This is a genomic window from Halorarum salinum (assembly GCF_013402875.1).
GTDB lineage: Archaea > Halobacteriota > Halobacteria > Halobacteriales > Haloferacaceae > Halorarum > Halorarum salinum.
Window position 1 is genome coordinate 2,276,953 of record NZ_CP058579.1, and the last position, 14,895, is coordinate 2,291,847.

At 73.1% G+C, this 14,895-nt stretch carries 16 protein-coding genes; 6 read left to right on the top strand and 10 right to left on the bottom strand.

Annotation, left to right across the window (positions count from 1 at the left end; genetic code table 11):
* Positions 1-96: 96 nt before the first annotated feature.
* The 4 genes from HUG12_RS11175 to HUG12_RS11190 all read right to left on the bottom strand — a co-directional run bounded on the left by HUG12_RS11175 (position 97) and on the right by HUG12_RS11190 (position 3,949).
* The gene (locus tag HUG12_RS11175) at positions 97-1,296 is read right to left on the bottom strand and encodes an iron-containing alcohol dehydrogenase family protein (RefSeq protein WP_179268845.1); all 1,200 of its coding nucleotides are present in this window, start codon (positions 1,294-1,296) and stop codon (positions 97-99) included.
* Positions 1,297-1,367: 71 nt separating this feature from the next.
* Positions 1,368-2,684 carry a 3-phosphoshikimate 1-carboxyvinyltransferase gene (gene aroA / locus HUG12_RS11180; protein ID WP_179268846.1) on the bottom strand — a complete coding sequence of 439 codons (1,317 nt, stop codon included), beginning with the start codon at positions 2,682-2,684 and terminating at the stop codon, positions 1,368-1,370.
* Between the two features lie 109 nt (positions 2,685-2,793).
* Positions 2,794-3,201 carry a HalOD1 output domain-containing protein gene (locus HUG12_RS11185; RefSeq protein ID WP_179268847.1) on the bottom strand — a complete coding sequence of 136 codons (408 nt, stop codon included), beginning with the start codon at positions 3,199-3,201 and terminating at the stop codon, positions 2,794-2,796.
* A gap of 106 nt (positions 3,202-3,307) precedes the next feature.
* Positions 3,308-3,949, bottom strand: coding sequence for a helix-turn-helix domain-containing protein (locus HUG12_RS11190; protein ID WP_179268848.1), 642 nt, complete (start codon positions 3,947-3,949; stop codon positions 3,308-3,310).
* Between the two features lie 136 nt (positions 3,950-4,085).
* Here HUG12_RS11190 and HUG12_RS11195 point away from each other — a divergent pair, with 136 nt between their 5' ends.
* From HUG12_RS11195 to HUG12_RS11210, 4 genes are all read left to right on the top strand, one after another.
* Positions 4,086-5,264 (top strand): M24 family metallopeptidase, encoded by a 1,179-nt coding sequence (locus HUG12_RS11195; protein WP_179268849.1) that lies wholly within the window; start codon positions 4,086-4,088, stop codon positions 5,262-5,264.
* 90 nt (positions 5,265-5,354) lie between these two features.
* A complete protein-coding gene (locus HUG12_RS11200; protein ID WP_179268850.1) occupies positions 5,355-6,281 on the top strand; it encodes a prephenate dehydrogenase/arogenate dehydrogenase family protein in 927 nt (308 codons plus the stop codon).
* A complete protein-coding gene (locus HUG12_RS11205; RefSeq protein ID WP_179268851.1) occupies positions 6,278-7,702 on the top strand; it encodes a small ribosomal subunit Rsm22 family protein in 1,425 nt (474 codons plus the stop codon). Before HUG12_RS11200 ends, HUG12_RS11205 begins: the two co-directional genes overlap by 4 nt.
* A gap of 27 nt (positions 7,703-7,729) precedes the next feature.
* Positions 7,730-8,314 carry a DUF488 domain-containing protein gene (locus HUG12_RS11210; protein ID WP_218836305.1) on the top strand — a complete coding sequence of 195 codons (585 nt, stop codon included), beginning with the start codon at positions 7,730-7,732 and terminating at the stop codon, positions 8,312-8,314.
* Positions 8,315-8,387: 73 nt separating this feature from the next.
* Here the strand turns inward: HUG12_RS11210 and HUG12_RS11215 are convergent, their stop codons facing one another.
* From HUG12_RS11215 to HUG12_RS11230, 4 genes are all read right to left on the bottom strand, one after another.
* Complete coding sequence (locus HUG12_RS11215; RefSeq protein WP_246308199.1) at positions 8,388-9,449, bottom strand: ABC transporter permease; 1,062 nt, start codon at positions 9,447-9,449, stop codon at positions 8,388-8,390.
* An 82-nt stretch (positions 9,450-9,531) separates the two neighbouring features.
* The gene (locus tag HUG12_RS11220; protein ID WP_179268853.1) at positions 9,532-11,328 is read right to left on the bottom strand and encodes an ABC transporter permease; all 1,797 of its coding nucleotides are present in this window, start codon (positions 11,326-11,328) and stop codon (positions 9,532-9,534) included.
* Complete coding sequence (locus HUG12_RS11225) at positions 11,325-12,275, bottom strand: ABC transporter ATP-binding protein (RefSeq protein WP_179268854.1); 951 nt, start codon at positions 12,273-12,275, stop codon at positions 11,325-11,327. The genes HUG12_RS11220 and HUG12_RS11225 overlap by 4 nt, the downstream gene beginning before the upstream one ends.
* Positions 12,276-12,379: 104 nt before the next feature.
* Positions 12,380-12,517, bottom strand: coding sequence for a hypothetical protein (locus tag HUG12_RS11230; RefSeq protein ID WP_179268855.1), 138 nt, complete (start codon positions 12,515-12,517; stop codon positions 12,380-12,382).
* A 209-nt stretch (positions 12,518-12,726) separates the two neighbouring features.
* Between HUG12_RS11230 and HUG12_RS11235 the strand changes: the two genes are divergently transcribed.
* The gene (locus HUG12_RS11235; protein WP_179268856.1) at positions 12,727-12,936 is read left to right on the top strand and encodes a hypothetical protein; all 210 of its coding nucleotides are present in this window, start codon (positions 12,727-12,729) and stop codon (positions 12,934-12,936) included.
* A gap of 159 nt (positions 12,937-13,095) precedes the next feature.
* On the opposite strand, the gene HUG12_RS11240 is transcribed toward HUG12_RS11235, so the two are convergent.
* Both HUG12_RS11240 and HUG12_RS11245 read right to left on the bottom strand, forming a co-directional pair.
* Positions 13,096-13,524, bottom strand: coding sequence for an OsmC family protein (locus HUG12_RS11240; protein WP_179270629.1), 429 nt, complete (start codon positions 13,522-13,524; stop codon positions 13,096-13,098).
* 92 nt (positions 13,525-13,616) lie between these two features.
* Complete coding sequence (locus tag HUG12_RS11245) at positions 13,617-14,006, bottom strand: DUF5518 domain-containing protein (protein WP_179268857.1); 390 nt, start codon at positions 14,004-14,006, stop codon at positions 13,617-13,619.
* Positions 14,007-14,165: 159 nt separating this feature from the next.
* Between HUG12_RS11245 and HUG12_RS11250 the strand changes: the two genes are divergently transcribed.
* On the top strand, positions 14,166-14,846 hold the full coding sequence (locus HUG12_RS11250) for a carbonic anhydrase (RefSeq protein ID WP_179268858.1): 681 nt from the start codon (positions 14,166-14,168) through the stop codon (positions 14,844-14,846).
* Positions 14,847-14,895: the final 49 nt, after the last annotated feature.

Below are 14,895 nucleotides of genomic sequence, written 5' to 3' on the forward strand. Positions count from 1 at the left end.
CGTCGCTGGCGCTCGGCGGACATAGGGGTTGGTCAACCGGACGTCCGTTCCGCGCGGTTGTCGTCCCGTTCCGGGGTCCACCGGGGACGAACCGGACTACCAGGCCGCCTCGAGGATCCGTCGGGCGTCTTCGACCCCGAGTTCGTAGCCGGCCGGCGCGTTGCCGAGCAGCGGATCGGCCGCCGTCGCCTCCGCGGCCTCCTCCACCCCGTCGCACGTGGCGCCCTCGACGTCCCGGAGTCGACCCGGCAGGCCGAGCGCGTCCCCGAGTCGATCCGGCAGGCCGAGCGCGTCCCGGAGGTCGGCCACCCGGTCGACCACCTCGTCGCCGTCGTCGGCCCCGAACGCCTCGACGAGCGCGTCGGTGTCGGCCGACGAGTCGAACAGGTCGGCGAGCGCGTGCGGGGCGACGACCGCGTGGGCGACGCCCTGTTGCATCGCGAAGGCGTCCCTGAGCCCGTGGCCGAACGCGTGGAGCACGTTGAGCGTCATCGAACCCGGCCGGGAGACGCCGTACTGGGCTAGGACGACCCCCGCGACGGCCGCGTCCATCGCGTCCGCCGACTCCGTCATCCGCGGGAGCCCTTCGAGGAGGTATCGAACCGCCCGCGTCGCCGTCGCGTCGGTGATCGCGGACCGGTGACGCGCGTACAGCGACTCGACCGCCTTGTCGAACCCGTTCATGGCCGACCCTGCGAGCACGGCGTCCGGGGTCGTCTCGAACAGCGCCGGGTCGTAGCAGAACGCGGCCGGCATCAGCGCGTCGCCGCCGACGCCGGTGCTCACTTCCTCGCCGTCCACCTCGACGGTGATGCCGGCGACGACCGACATGTCGGCGCCGGCGAGCGTCGTCGGGACCGGAACGAGCGGCGTGGGGGCGGCGCCGTCGGCGGGCATGGAGATCCCGCCGGACTCGCGCACCTCGGCCCGGACGTCCTCGATGCCCCGGCCGTCGGCGCGGAGCGCGCTCGCCACCTTCGCCACGTCGAGGCTCGACCCGCCCCCGACCGGCACGAGCGCGTCGGCGTCGAGTCCGTCGGCCAGTCCGGCCACCTCGACGGCCGTCTCGGCGCGCTTGTCCGGCGTCGTCCCGTCGAAGACGTCCGCGAGCCGGTCGCCCAGCCCCGCCTCGACGCGGTCCATCAGGTCGCGGTTCGCCCCGACGTTCCGGCCGCAGACGACGAGCGCCCGGTCGAGTTCCTCGTCCGCGAGCGCCTCGCCCAGGTCGGCGACGCGGCCGCGGCCGTAGCGGATCGTGCCGGGCCTGAACTCGAAGACGAACGGGTCGACGTTCATACGCGCACGACGGACGCCGCCACGAAAACGGTGCTGGCCCCGGAACGGTCGCGGTCCCCGATCGTCCCTCGTCACTCCGCGCGGGCGGTCCCACCGGGTTCCGAATCGACGGCCGCCCCGAGCGCGGCGAGCGTCCCGAAGAAGCCGGGGAACGACACCTCCACGTGTTCGGCGCCCCGGACGGTCGTCTCCCCCTCCGCGACGAGGCCGGCGACGGCGAGCGCCATCACGAGGCGGTGGTCGCCCCGGCCGTCGACGGTCGCCCCGCGGAGGTCCGAGTCGTCGCCGTGGACGGTGAGCGAGTCGGGTTCCTCGGTGACCGAGGCGCCCATCCGGCCCAGTTCCTCGGCCATCGCGCTCACGCGGTCGGTCTCCTTGTAGCGGACGTGCTCGGCGTTCACGATCCGGGTGTCGCCGTCGGCGACGGCGCCGAGGGTCGCGATCGTCGGCAGGAGGTCCGGCGTGTCGCCGACGTCCACCTCGACGCCCGAGAGGGCCGAGCGGCGGACGGCGATCTCTCCCGCCCCGCGGTCCCAGTCGACGTCGGCGCCCATCCGGTCGAGGACGTCGACGATCGCCGAGTCGCCCTGCGCGCTCGGCCGGGCGCCCTCCACGACGACGGGTTCGCCGCCCGCGGCGGCGACCGCGCCCGCCGCGAGCAGGTACGAGATCGAGGAGAAGTCGCCCGGGACCGCGTACTCGTCCGCGCGGTACGACTGCCCGCCGGGGACGGCGAAGCCGGCGTCGGTCCGCTCCGTCTCGACGCCGAACGCGTCGAGCACTTCGCGGGTTATCTCGACGTACGGCGCCGACTTCAGCGCCGTGCTCAGGTCGACCCGGACGCCCCCATCGGTCACCGCGCCGGCCATCAGCAGCGCGGTCACGAACTGCGAGGAGACGTCCCCCGGGATGGAGACGGCCCCGCCTTCCATGCCGTCGCCGACGACGAGCGGCGCCCGCCCGTTCCGCCGGGTCGACTCCGCGCGGCCGCCGAGCGCCTCCACCGCCTCGAGGAGCGGTCCCTGCGGCCGCGACCGGAGCGAGTCGTCGCCCGTGAGGACGACGAGGTCGGCGGCGAGGCCCGCGGCGGCGGTGACGAGTCGCATCGTCGTCCCCGAGTTCTCGCAGTTCACCACGTCGTCGGGCGTCCTGGGGCGTCCGTCGAACCCGTCGACGCGGGCGGCGTTCGCGGCGTCGTCCCACTCGACGGCGCCCCCGAACGCCGTCACGGCCCGGCCGGTCGCGCGCGGGTCCGCGCTGTCGAGCGGGTCGCGGACGACCGTGCCGTCGCCGTAGCCCGCGGCGAGCAGCGCACGGTGCGTGTAGCTCTTCGAGGGCGGCGCGCGCGCCCGGCCGGCGACCCGCGAGGGCGAGATGCGTGCGTCCATGTCCCGGGGGAACGCGGCCGCCCGGAAGTGTGTACCGGTGGCGGCGACGGTTCGGGACGGCGTCGAGTTCGGCAGGAAGGGGGGTCGAGCGGGCCGTTCGACGGTGGGGTCAGTCCGAGGGCTGTTCGACGCGCCCGCCGCTCTCGGCGGCCACGTCGTCGACGGCGGGTTCCCGAACCGTCACGGTCCCGCGGTCACGGACCGTCACCTCGTGTCCGAGGTAGTCGAAGCTGACGGCGGTCTCGCCCGTCCGCCAGTCCGGGTTCCCGGCGAGTAGCCCGTCGAGCGATTCGATGTCGAGGCGGTCGCCGAGCGGGTCGAGCCGCTCGGGTTCGCGGTCGAGGACGACCGCCATCGTCCCGATGACGGCGATGGACGCCGGAACGTCCGCCGCGTCGTACCGTGCCTCGTACGCGTTCGTCTCGCTCCGGAACTCGAAGCTATGGAACGGGCAGAGCGTCTCGGCCCGTTCGATCCGTCCCCCCGCCTGCGGTCGGTCGTCTCGACGCTCGTGCATCAGTGCCACGACCAACGGCGACGCGACACATCACTCTGGCCGCTGACTATGTAGACCGCTTTTTACCCGTTCGTCGGCCCCTGGCCGACGCCCGCGGGAGGGCCGGTCAGGTCGCGACGGCTCGCTCGATCAGCTCCCGGTGCCCGCGGCGGAGCCGCGCCGCGAACGACTGGCGGCTGATCCCGAGTTCGTCCGCGAGCCCTTCGAGCGTCGTCCGCCGGGGGGTGTCGAAGTACCCCCGTTCGTAGGCCAGCAGGAGCGCCTCCCGCTGCGGGCCGGTCAGCCCGTCGTTCGACCCCCGGTCCGTGGCGGAGAGCTCTTGGAGCGTGGCGAGTTCGACCGGGAGGTCGTGGTCCAGACAGTAGGCCTGGAACCGGGCGACGGTCTCGCGGTCGTCCCCGCGGACCGTGAACGTCCACCGGTCGCTCGTCCCGGTGGCCGAGACGAGCGTCACCCCCGTCTCGGCGATGCCGTGTAACATCCCGACCTCGTCCGGGTCCCACCGACAACACAGGAGGACGTCCTCGCCGACGCCGTCGACGACGTCGACGTCCACGGTGCCCGGGTGGTCGCGGAAGGCGGCGACGACGTCCTCGAAGACCGCGCCCCGAACCCAGCAGTACGGGACGAGAGCGCCCCCCGTCGGGACGACGCGCTCGAGTTCGACGGTCACGTCGGGCGACGACTCGAACACGGTTCCGAGCGGGAACTCGCCGGCATCCACTGTGAACGTCGCGACGGTCGCCATCGACCGAACGTTTCGCCTCGAGCATCCTCAAACCCCTCGTTCGGCTCGTCGCCGAGGGATCGTCCCTCTCGCCCCGCCTCCCCGCCGGGAGTTCCGCGTGGGCAACTGCTTTGACCCGTCACCGACACGACGCGGTATGGACCCGGACCTCTCGACGCTCGACTCCCTCCTCGCGGAGACGGGGACCGACGCGTACTGCATCGACGCCGCGGGCGACGACTCGAACCAGCTCTACCTCTCCGGGTTCGACGCGCCCGACCCCTTCTTCACCGCCTACACCGGCGAGTCGCTCGCGCTGCTCGTCTCGGGGCTCGAGTACGGCCGGGCGCGCAAGGAGTCGCGGGCGGACGCGGTCGCCCGCCTCGCCGAGTACGACCACCACGAGCGCGTCGAGGAGTACGGCGAGGCCGAGGGGGCCGCCCGGACCTGCGCGGCGTTCCTGGCGGACCTCGACGTCGCGTCCGCGCTCGTGCCGGAGCGCTTCCCGGTCGGCCTCGCGGACGGCCTCCGCGGCCGCGACGTCGACGTGTCGGTCGATCACGGCGACGCCGTCGGGACCGCGCGGGCCGTCAAGACCGACGAGGAGGTCGAGAGCGTCAAGCGGGCCCAGCGGGCGAACGAGGCCGCAATGCGGGCGGCCGAGGACCTGATCCGCGCGGCCGACGTCGACGCCGACGGGACGCTCGTCCACGGGGACGAACCCCTGACGAGCGAGCGCGTCCAGGAGGAGATCGAGGTGACGCTGCTCCGACACGGCTGCGCGCTCGACGAGACCATCGTCGCGTGCGGCGCCGACGCCGCCGACCCGCACGACCGAGGGAGCGGGCCGCTCAGGGCGAACGAGACCGTCATCGTCGACGTCTTCCCGCGGGAGAAGGTCTCGAAGTACCACGCGGACATGACCCGGACGTTCGTGAAGGGCGAGGCGAGCGAGGAGGTCCGGCGGCGGTTCGACGTAACCCGCCGCGCGCTGGAGGCGGCGTTCGACGCACTCGAACCGGGCGCCACCGGCGCGGACGTCCACGCGGCGGTCTGTGACCTGTACGAGGAGGAGGGGTACGAGACGCTCCGCTCGGATCCCACGACCGAGACGGGGTTCATCCACTCGACGGGCCACGGCGTCGGCCTCGACGTGCACGAGGCGCCGGGCCTGAACCCCCGGGGGGGCGAACTGAAACCCGGCCACGTCGTCACCATCGAACCCGGGCTCTACGACCCCGCGGTGGGCGGCGTCCGCATCGAGGACATCGCCGTCGTCACCGAGGACGGCTACGAGAACTTCACCGACTACCCGGTCGAACTGGAACTGGAGTAGGGGGCTATCGGCGGCCGAACCGGGCGCGACGCGCTCCGGCCCGCGCGACCGACCGACACCCTTTCGGCGGCGGTCCGGCAACTCCGGGACATGAAGCTGTTCGTCGTCGGCGCCGGCGAGATGGGGCGCTGGCTGGCCCGGACGCTCGCCCCGGCGCTCGACGGCGTCGCGTTCGCCGACGTGGACCCAGCGGCCGCGGAGGCGGCGACCGCGGCCGTCGCGGCTCCCGGCGACGACGATACGACTCCCGACGGTCCCGCCGCTGACGACTCCGATGACCCCGTCGCGGCCGGTGGGAGCCCAGACGCCCGGACGGTCCCGCTCGACACCGACGAGACGTTCGACTGCGTCGCGCTCGCGGTCCCCATCCCGGCGGTCCCGGACGCCGTCGAGGCCCACGCCGCGAACGCGGCGACGGGCGCGCTCGTCGACGTCTCGGGCGCGATGACCGACCCGCTCGCCGCGATGGCCGAGCACGCCGAGGCGGAGTACGCGAGCTTCCACCCCCTCTTTGCGCCGCCCCGCGCGCCCGGCCGGGTCGCGTACGTCCCCGGCGAGGTCGGCGCCGTGGTCGAGGCGGTTCGGGACGCCCTGCGGGGGGCCGGAAACGACGTGTTCGAGACGACCGCGGGCGAGCACGACGGGGCGATGGCGACGGTCCAGACCGGCGCACACACGGCGGTCCTCGCGTACGCGCTCGCGGCCGCTGACGTCCGCGAGGAGTTCCACACACCCGTCTCGGAGCCGCTCGCCGAACTGGCCCGCACCGTCACCGAGGGAGACCCGGGCGTCTATGCCGACATCCGCGAGGCGTTCGGCGGCGCGGAGGCCGTCGCCGAGGCGGCGCGGGAACTCGCCGAGGCGGACCGCGGGGAGTTCGCGGACCAGTTCGAGCGGGCACGCGAGCGCGCCGGCGCCGAGCGGCGCGGCGGTCGTGGCGGGAACGAACCACCCGACGGAAGGAGGGGGGCGGACCCGACCGGCGAGTCGGGCGACGGTCCCCGGGGCGACCGATGAGCGTCGACCGCGAGGCGCTCCGCGACACGGCGAAGTACCTCCGGAACGCCCGGCCGGTCGACCCCGAGGAGATCTACGAGTACCTCCCCGACCGACCCCACCCGGCGGTCGTCCGGCGGGCGCTCCGCGAGGAGGCGTTCGACCTCGCCCTGTTCGAGCGCGAGGACGGCGCGTTCGTCCCCGCGGCCGGGGGTCCGGTCGACCCCCCGGGGTGGGAGCCGACGTCGTTCCCCGACCGGTACGCGAACGCCCTCGAGGACCTCCTGTTCGAGCGGTACGGTCCGGACTGGTCGGAGGGCGAAAGCGGCGACCGGCTCCGTAAGACGATCAGCCGGCTGAAGGAGGACTACTACCGCGGCTACGACGTCACCTACGACGACGACGCCGCGCTCGGCTACGCGATCTATCACCTGCCGGACTTCTACGCGGCCGTCGGCTACGTCCTCGACGCGCTCGCCGAGCGGGAACTGCTCCCCCGGACCATCCGCGTGCTCGACGTGGGCGCCGGAACCGGCGGTCCGGCGCTCGGCCTCCACGACTACCTGCCGGACGACGCGCTGGTCGACTACCACGCGGTCGAACCGAGCGCGAACGCGGACGTGCTCGAGCGCCTGCTCGACGGGACCCGACGGAACTTCCGGTCCGCCGTCCACCGGACGACCGCCGAGGCGTTCGACCCGGAGTCGGTCGGCGAGGTCGACCTGCTCCTGTTCGGGAACGTCCTCTCGGAACTCGCTGACCCCGAGGCGGTCGTCCGCGACTACCTCGACGCGCTGGCCGAGGACGGCTCCTGCGTACTGCTCGCGCCCGCGGACCTCGACACCTCGACTGGGATGCGCGCGGTCGAACGGGCGGTGGCGACGCCCGATTCGGACGTGACCGTCTACGCGCCGGACCTCCGGCTCTGGCCCGGCGAGGCGCCCTCGGACCGCGGCTGGTCGTTCGACGAGCGTCCGGACCTCACCGTCCCGCCGTTCCAGCGGCGGCTCGACGACGCGGCCCCGCGCGGGCCCGAGGACGAACCCGGCGAGTTCGTCAACGTCGACGTGAAGTTCTCCTACGCCGTCCTGCGGACCGACGGCGAGCGGCGCGTCCCGATCGTCGCCAGCCGCGAGCGACACGCCCGGATGGCCGACTCCGAGGCGCACGTCACCGACCGGGTGAACCTGCTCGCGGTGAAGCTCTCCCGGGACCTCGCCGGCCCCGACGCGAACCCGCTGTTCAAGCTCGGCGACGGCTCCGAGCGGCTCGAACACTACGCTGTGTTGACCGGCGAGTCGGCGCTGAACCGCGACCTCCGGGCCGCGCCGTACGGCGCCGTCCTCTCGTTCGAGAACGTCCTCGTGCTGTGGAACGACGACGAGGGCGCGTACAACCTCGTCTGCGAGAAGGAGACCGTCGTCGAGACGCTGGCGCCGTAGGTCGGGTGACGACCCGTTGGCGTCGCGGTGGCGACGTCGAGCGCGTCCCAACCGCTACCTCGACGGGGGTCCTACCCTCCGTATGGCCAGATTTCACACCGTCGGCCACTCCTCCCGGTCGCCGGAGGAGTTCCTCGCGGCGTTGCGGGCGTACGGGATCGACCTCGTCGTCGACGTCCGGCGGTTCCCGGTTCCGAGCGTAACCCGCAGTTCGACGCCGACGCCCTCGCCGGGGCGCTCGCGGAACACGGGATCGAGTACGTCCACGCGGAGGCGCTCGGCGGTCGCCGTTCGGGCGGCCGGACCGACTCCCCCAACGACGGCTGGCGGAACCGCTCCTTCCGGGCCTACGCGGACTACGCCCTCACCGACGAGTTCCGGAGCGCCCTCGATCGACTGTCGGAGTACGTCCGCGACCACACGCCGGCGATCACGTGCGCGGAGGCGGTCTACTGGCGCCGTCACCGGTGCATCGTCGCCGACTGGCTCGTCGCGCGGGGCCACGACGTCGTGTACGTCCTCGGTCCGGACCGGGCCGACGAACACGAACTCACGCGGTTCGCTGCGGTCCGCGACGGGTGCGTCGTCTATCCGGGGGACGGGGAGGAGTGATCGCTCCGGCCCGCGTCCGCGGCCTTCGGCGTGATCGGCCAGCGTCGGCGGCCCGGCGCCACCGGCCTGACCCCTACTCGAAGGAGTGGCGTTCGACCACGACCCGCGCCCCGGCGAGCGCGGCGAGTCCGAGCGCGACCAGCGCGCCGACGGCGAGGTACGTCGCGGCGTCGGCGGTCCCGACCGCCAGCCGCGCGGCGACGTTCGCGGGGTCGACCGGCGAGAGCGCCGCGGCGCCGAACAGGCCGAGCACGCCCAGCGAGTAGACGGTCTGGGCGGCCCGACGGTCCGGCGCGACCAGCGCGAGCGCGGCGCCCGTCGCGGCGACGACGGCTGCCGCGGCGGCGACGAGCGCGAGCAGGCTCGCGACGCCGACCGCCGTCTCGAACGCCGACCCGGCGGGCGCGACGGCGGTGCCGTCGAACGCCAGCAGTCCGAGCCAGAGCCCAGCCTGGACGGGCGCCAGCCCGGCCGCCGCGAGCAGCTTCCCCTCCACGATCTCGGTCGGCGTCACCGGGGCCACGCGGAGCAGTTCGAGCGTCCCCCGGTCCAGTTCCTCGGTGAGCGAGTCCACCGTCATCGAGCCGGCGACGAAGACCGGGAGGAACAGCAGCAGTGGGACGAGCACGGTGTACGTGAACCCGAAGTACGGGGAGCCGTCCGCCCGGGGCGGGAGCTCCAGCGTCCGGGACTCCAGGTGGGCCTCCCGGTCGCCGCGCTCGGCCCGCTCGAACGCCCGGAGCGCCTGCCTCGCCTGCGTGACGACCACGGTCGTCCCGACGTTGCCCTCGGGGACGAGCACCCGAACCTCGTACCGATCCTGCGGCGTCTCGGTCACCAGCAGCGCCGCGTCGACCCGGCGCTCGGCGAAGGCGTCCGCGGCGGTTTCGGGGGAGTCGTACAGCCGGCCGTCCATCGCGTCGACCTCGCCGACGGCCGCCAGCAGGTCCTCTGCGTCGTCGCCCGCCACCGCGGTCTCGACCGTGAACCCCTCCCCGGCGCCGGGGTCGTACAGCGACACCAGCCCGACGACGAGGAACGAGGAGAACGCCGCGACGAACAGCTGGATGAGCAGCGCGAGCACGATCGTCTTCTCGCTCCGGAGGGACGCGAGTTCCCTGCGGGCGACGGTGATCCGGGGGTCGCGCCGCGGCCCGCCGTCGCGGTCGGCTCCGTCCGTCCCGTCCGCGCGGCTTCCGGGCGCCGGGCTCGGGCGGTCAGCCAAGGACGCTCACCACCGCGTAGTCGTAGGCGAAGTGGATCGCCATCGCGACGGCGAGCCCCGCGCCGTAGCCCCGCCGACCCCGGGCCGCGCCGAGCGCGGCCACGGCGGCGGTGACGACGTGGAGCGCGAGCGGCGCGGCGAGCAGTCCCGCGGTTCCGACGACGCCCACGCCGCCGGGCGTGAACGCGGCCTCGCCGACGGGGACGGCGTCGAGCCCGACGAGCTGGACCACCGCGGTCGCCTTCTCCGCGAGGAAGAAGCCGACCCCCGCGAGCGCGCCCAGTTTCAGCGCGGTCCGCCGCGTCGCGGGGTACCGGGACCGGTGGAACCCGGCGTAGATCGCGACGCTCTTTGCGACCTCCTCGATCACCGCGACGACCAGAAGCAGCGCGACGATCGCGAGTCCCTCGGGGAGCACGAACAGGACCGCGACCGCGAGCAGTTCGAGCACGAAGACGAACGGGAGCGAGAGCGCGGCGAGCGTCCCGACGTCGCGGGGCCGTCGGAGCCGGACCGCGAGCGCGTCGAGGAACTTCAGCGGGACCGCCCGCTGGGTGAACATGTCCTCCTCCCGGTAGACGCCCGTCCCGAGCAGGAACAGGACCCCCGAGGTGACGTAGAACGGCCCCGCGGAGAACAGGTACTCGCCCAGTCCCGTCGCGGCCGCACCCGGCTGGAGGTCGCGGACGACGAGCGTGAGCGGCGAGATGAGCGCGATCGGCGTGACGTTCGTGAAGATGGCGGGGACGAAGGCGTACGTCGTCAGGAACACGGAGACGGTCACGGTGACGAAGGTGAGTTCCTTGAACGAGCGGGCGAACATCGCGCCGACGAACGTCGCCGCGAGGAACGCGAGCGCGATCGGGAACACGGCCGCCACCGAGAGCGGCCCGCCGCCGACCGCGAGCGCGATGGCGGCCGTCACGGCGAGCGAGGCGGCGACGTACGGGAGCGTCTTGCCCGCGACGACGTCGAACCGCGTGACGGGCGCGACGAGCAGCAGCTCACCGCGGCGGTCGACCCGCTCGTTCAGCACGCTGGAGCCGTACGCCTGGATGACGAAGTTCATCGGCACGAGGAAGGCGAACGCCAGCACGAGCGAGCCGAACGGGAACGGGGGGGACACCTCGGCGGGCGACCCGGTCGCCTGCCCGCCCAAGAGGCCGCCGCCGGCGACGTCAGGCACGGCGAACCCGCTCCCGGCGTCGCCTCCCTCGTCGTCGGAGCCGCCGGCGCCGCCGGCGGAGCCGCCCCCGCCGCCCGCGGAGCCGTTACCCCCGCCGGCGTCCCCGGCTCCGCCGGAACCGCCCCCGCCGTCGACGCGCTCGGCGTCCCGCTCGACGTACGAGAGCGTGACCGAGACCGGGAACGCGGCCGAGCGGTTCCCCTCGGCGGCCATCCGCCGGTCGTTGTGCGCCTCGACGGCGTCGCGGAACGCCGCGAGCGCGGCGTCCGACCGCGGCGTGTCGCCGACGCGGACGGTCGCGGCGGCGTCCGAGCGGTCCGGATCGCCGACGCGAACGTCGGCGTCCGGCGTTCCGGGGGCGACGGCCTCCAGCGGCGTCGACGATGCGACCGGTTCGTGGTACGGGCTGTCGGCCGGGACCGCGACGCGGTAGACGTCGCGGTCGAGCGCGACCCCGCCGCCGGCCGCGGCCGCGCCGGCGACGCCGCCGGCGAGCAGCAGGGCGACCAGCCCCAGCGCCGCGGTTCGGCGGTCGAGCACGCCGGCGGTCCGGGCGGCTTCCCAGCGGGCGATCCGGAGGACGGAGCGCGGATCGAGCCTCACTCCTCGACCCCCAACGCCGGTCGTTCCGCCTCGACGGGGCGAGCAGCCTCCGAGTCGGGAGTCACCCGACGGCTCCCGGGCGTCGGCCGGCCGGCCACGTCCAGGAAGATCTCCTCCAGCGTCGACTCCAGCGTCCGGATGTCCGCGACCTCGCCGCCGGCCGCCGCCGCCCGCTCGCGGACGGACTCGACGGCGTCCATCGACCCGACTCGGACGACGTGTCGGTCGCCGTCCGGCCCGCTCCCCTCGACGGGGACGGTCGTGAACACCCGGTAGGTCGTCTCTCCGTACTCCGCGCGGATGCTCTCGACGGTGCCGCGGGCGACGATCACCCCCTCGTTCAAAATGGCGACCCGGTCGCAGATCGACTCGACGTGGTGGAGGTTGTGCGCGGAGAACAGCACCGTCTTGCCGGACCCGGCGAGTTCGCGGACGAACTCCAGCACGTAGTTCGTCGTCAGCGGGTCCAGCCCCGAGGCGGGTTCGTCGTACACCAGCACGTCCGGGTCGTTGACGAGCGACCGGGCGATGGCGACCTTCCGCTTCATCCCCTTCGAGACGTCCCCGAGACGGCGGTCGCGGTGGTCCAGTTCGAGGTCGTCGAGCGCCGACTCGATGCGCCCGTCGGCGACGTCGCGGGGCACGTCGTACAGGTCCGCGAAGAAGCGGAGGTACGAGCGGGCGGTCATGTCCTCGTACAGCGGCGACTCCTCCGGGAGGAACCCCAGCGCGGTCCTGGTCCCCGGGTCGTCCGCCGGCCGGCCCGCGACGCGCACCGTCCCGTCGGTGGGTTCGAGTAGCCCCGCGACGCTCTTGAGCGTCGTCGTCTTCCCGGCCCCGTTCGGGCCGACGACGCCGAATATCTCCCCCGGTTCGACCGCGAAGGAACTCCCCTGCACGGCGGCGAAGTCGCCGTACACCTTCCGCAACCCCTCGACGCGGATCATACGCGGTGCTCGCGGGTCGCCGGGTAAAGGGCGTCGCCGCGGCTATCGCGAATGAAAACTACAGGAGGCGGATCCCGGTCGGCCTGCGTTTCCGCTCGGTTCGGTCAGTCGTCCGCGGGGGCGCGACTCGACGCGTCCGCGTCGGCGTCCGGCGAGTTCTCGCCGCCTCGTTCCCACACGGGGGCCGCGGACACGCCGTTCGGCGGCGTGTGGCTCACGTCTTTCATGGTGTCCTCTGTCATGGTGAGTCGGCCTAGCAATCGACGGTATTTGAACGTTGCTTCGGATGTTCCTTAGTCAGTGTATAGCATATAAGGCCATTTAATGTAGTGCGGGCCGACGAGGTCGAACCGACGGGTCGCGTCGCTCGGCCGTGCTGCCCGCTACGTTCGTTCGCCGCACTCGGTCGGTCGACCGCACCTATTTGGCCGCCGGTCGCGTACGCGCCGACGTGTCGAAGACGTCCGTCCGTGCGGCCGCGAGCGCCCTCCCGTGGAGTCACCACGCCGTCGCGCTCGTCGTGGTCGTCGTCGCGTTCGGCGGCGCCGCCGCGGTCGGGACCGACGTGGCCTACTACGCCGCGGCGCTGGTGGCCTTCTCGGCCTGGATGGCCTGGTTCGTGGCGACGGTGGTCGACCGGCTCCGTCGTGCGGACGCCTGATCGGGCGCGGTTTCGGCGTCGGTTCGCACCGTCCCGGGTCCGGTCGTCCGGAACGCGCGGGCGGTGCCGCCCGCTCGCCCGGTGTGCCGTCGTTCCTTCTCGCGCGACCGGCCACGGCTCCTCGGGGTTCGACTCCCCGCCGAAAACCGGCGTCGCGGGTTAGCTCGCCAGCGTGGCGTCGAGCGTGATCTCCGGACCGGCGAGCGCCTTCGACACCGGACAGGTCTCCTTGGCTTCCCGTGCGATCTCCTCGAAGGTGTCCTCATCGACGTCCGGGATCTCGGCCTCGAGCGTCAGGTCGATGCGCGGGATCTCGAAGCCCCCGCCGTCGGCGCGTTCGAGGTGGACGTCCGCCTCGGTGTGGAGGCTATCGGGGGTGTACCCCTCCTCCCCGAGGAGCGCCGTCAGTTGCATCGAGAAACAGCCGGAGTGGGCCGCCCCGATGAGCTCCTCGGGGTTCGTCCCGGGCTCGTCCTCGAACCGGGTCGGGAACCGGAACGTTCCCTCCACCTGCCCGCTCTCGGTCCCGAAGTCGCCGCTCCCGTCCTTTCCGCCTCGCCAGGTCGTCTCGGCTTGTCTCGTGGGCATCCCGGTGTCGAGTACAGTCGCCGTCCCTATGGAGATGTCGGCGGGACCGTCCGTCGCCACGCTCGGCTGCGCCGGCGAGGCCGTCCGCGTGCTCACCGCTCAGACCGGAGGTACCACCCGAGATAGCCGCCGAGAACGCTCAACCCGACGGTGTACAGTCCACTGACGACGACGACGAACAGCCCGGCGATGCCGAACAGCGAGGGGGTACCGGCGAACCCGAGGAAGAACAGCAGGAACGAGAGGATCGCCACGAACGGGACGAGCACGACCAGTCCGGCGATCGCGCCCACGGCGAGGCCGTCCTCCGGGCGTCCGCCTTCGAGGTAGCCGGCGATCGCCCCGCCGAGGAGCGTCGACAGCGGCACGAACGAGAGGACGACGGCGGCGACGCCGCCGACGAGTCCGTTGATCAGGGCGCCGGAGCAACCGTCGGTGATGGGGGAGCCGACCGTGGAGGAGGTCGAGGAGTCGGGAACCATACGGCGGACCACCCGTCATCGAGCGAAAAACCCTTCGGTGGTCCCGGACCCGGCGCGTCGCGTGCGTCCCCATTCGAGGTGGACGGCCCCCGGGTCGGGCCTCCTCCCCCTCGAGGGGGAAACCGAGGGATATATTCGCGGGAGCGGTTCTGCCTAGCCATGGAACGGACGCTGGTCGAGCTGTTACGGAGCAACGCGGAGCACGCGAGGGAGTTCGGGTCCCGGTTCGACGCCGTCCAGGACTCCCAGCGGCCGGACGTCGTCACGGTCTGCTGTTCGGACTCCCGCGTCCTGGCGGACAGCCTCTGGGGGAACGACGAGCCCGGACGGATCTTCACGTGTTGCAACGTCGGAAACCGCGTCGTCCAGCGGACCGACGCCGGGGAGGCCGTCTCGGGCGACGTCCTCTATCCGCTCGAACACACGGGAACCGGGGCCGCCGTCGTCGTCGGACACACGGGTTGCGGGGCGGTCACGGCGGCGTACGACGACCTGACGGAGGGGGTCTCCGAGCCCGCCGGCATCGAGCACTGCCTCGGCCTGCTGGAACCGCGCCTCGAGGCGGGCGTCGAGTCGCTCCCCCCGGACCTCCCCCGCGCGGAGGCGGTGAACCGGCTCGTCGAGTACAACGTCGACCGGCAGGTCGAGTTCCTCCTCGAAAGCGACGACGTCCCGGGCCACGTCGACGTCGTCGGCGTCGTGTACGACTTTCAGGACGTCTACTCCGCACGTCGCGGGGAACTCCACGTGGTCAACGTCGGCGGCGTGACCGACGTCGGGGCGCTTCGGGACGAGCATCCCGAGATCGACTCGCGGATCGATCGGCTCTGGGAGTACTGAGCGCTCTGACGTGGGGTTTCTGGGCTAACGGGGCCACGGCCGACGATCG

What these genes read in the sequence shown, in the direction of transcription:
- HUG12_RS11190 (WP_179268848.1), bottom strand. Translation starts at nt 3,949, where the DNA reads ATGGCGACCGTCGCGACGTTCACAGTGGATGCCGGCGAGTTCCCGCTC.
- HUG12_RS11230 (WP_179268855.1), bottom strand. Translation starts at nt 12,517, where the DNA reads ATGACAGAGGACACCATGAAAGACGTGAGCCACACGCCGCCGAACGGC.
- HUG12_RS11245 (WP_179268857.1), bottom strand. Translation starts at nt 14,006, where the DNA reads ATGGTTCCCGACTCCTCGACCTCCTCCACGGTCGGCTCCCCCATCACC.
- HUG12_RS11175 (WP_179268845.1), bottom strand. Translation starts at nt 1,296, where the DNA reads ATGAACGTCGACCCGTTCGTCTTCGAGTTCAGGCCCGGCACGATCCGC.
- HUG12_RS11240 (WP_179270629.1), bottom strand. Translation starts at nt 13,524, where the DNA reads ATGCCCACGAGACAAGCCGAGACGACCTGGCGAGGCGGAAAGGACGGG.
- HUG12_RS11185 (WP_179268847.1), bottom strand. Translation starts at nt 3,201, where the DNA reads ATGCACGAGCGTCGAGACGACCGACCGCAGGCGGGGGGACGGATCGAA.
- HUG12_RS11250 (WP_179268858.1), top strand. Translation starts at nt 14,166, where the DNA reads ATGGAACGGACGCTGGTCGAGCTGTTACGGAGCAACGCGGAGCACGCG.
- aroA (WP_179268846.1), bottom strand. Translation starts at nt 2,684, where the DNA reads ATGGACGCACGCATCTCGCCCTCGCGGGTCGCCGGCCGGGCGCGCGCG.
- HUG12_RS11195 (WP_179268849.1), top strand. Translation starts at nt 4,086, where the DNA reads ATGGACCCGGACCTCTCGACGCTCGACTCCCTCCTCGCGGAGACGGGG.
- HUG12_RS11225 (WP_179268854.1), bottom strand. Translation starts at nt 12,275, where the DNA reads ATGATCCGCGTCGAGGGGTTGCGGAAGGTGTACGGCGACTTCGCCGCC.
- HUG12_RS11205 (WP_179268851.1), top strand. Translation starts at nt 6,278, where the DNA reads ATGAGCGTCGACCGCGAGGCGCTCCGCGACACGGCGAAGTACCTCCGG.
- HUG12_RS11200 (WP_179268850.1), top strand. Translation starts at nt 5,355, where the DNA reads ATGAAGCTGTTCGTCGTCGGCGCCGGCGAGATGGGGCGCTGGCTGGCC.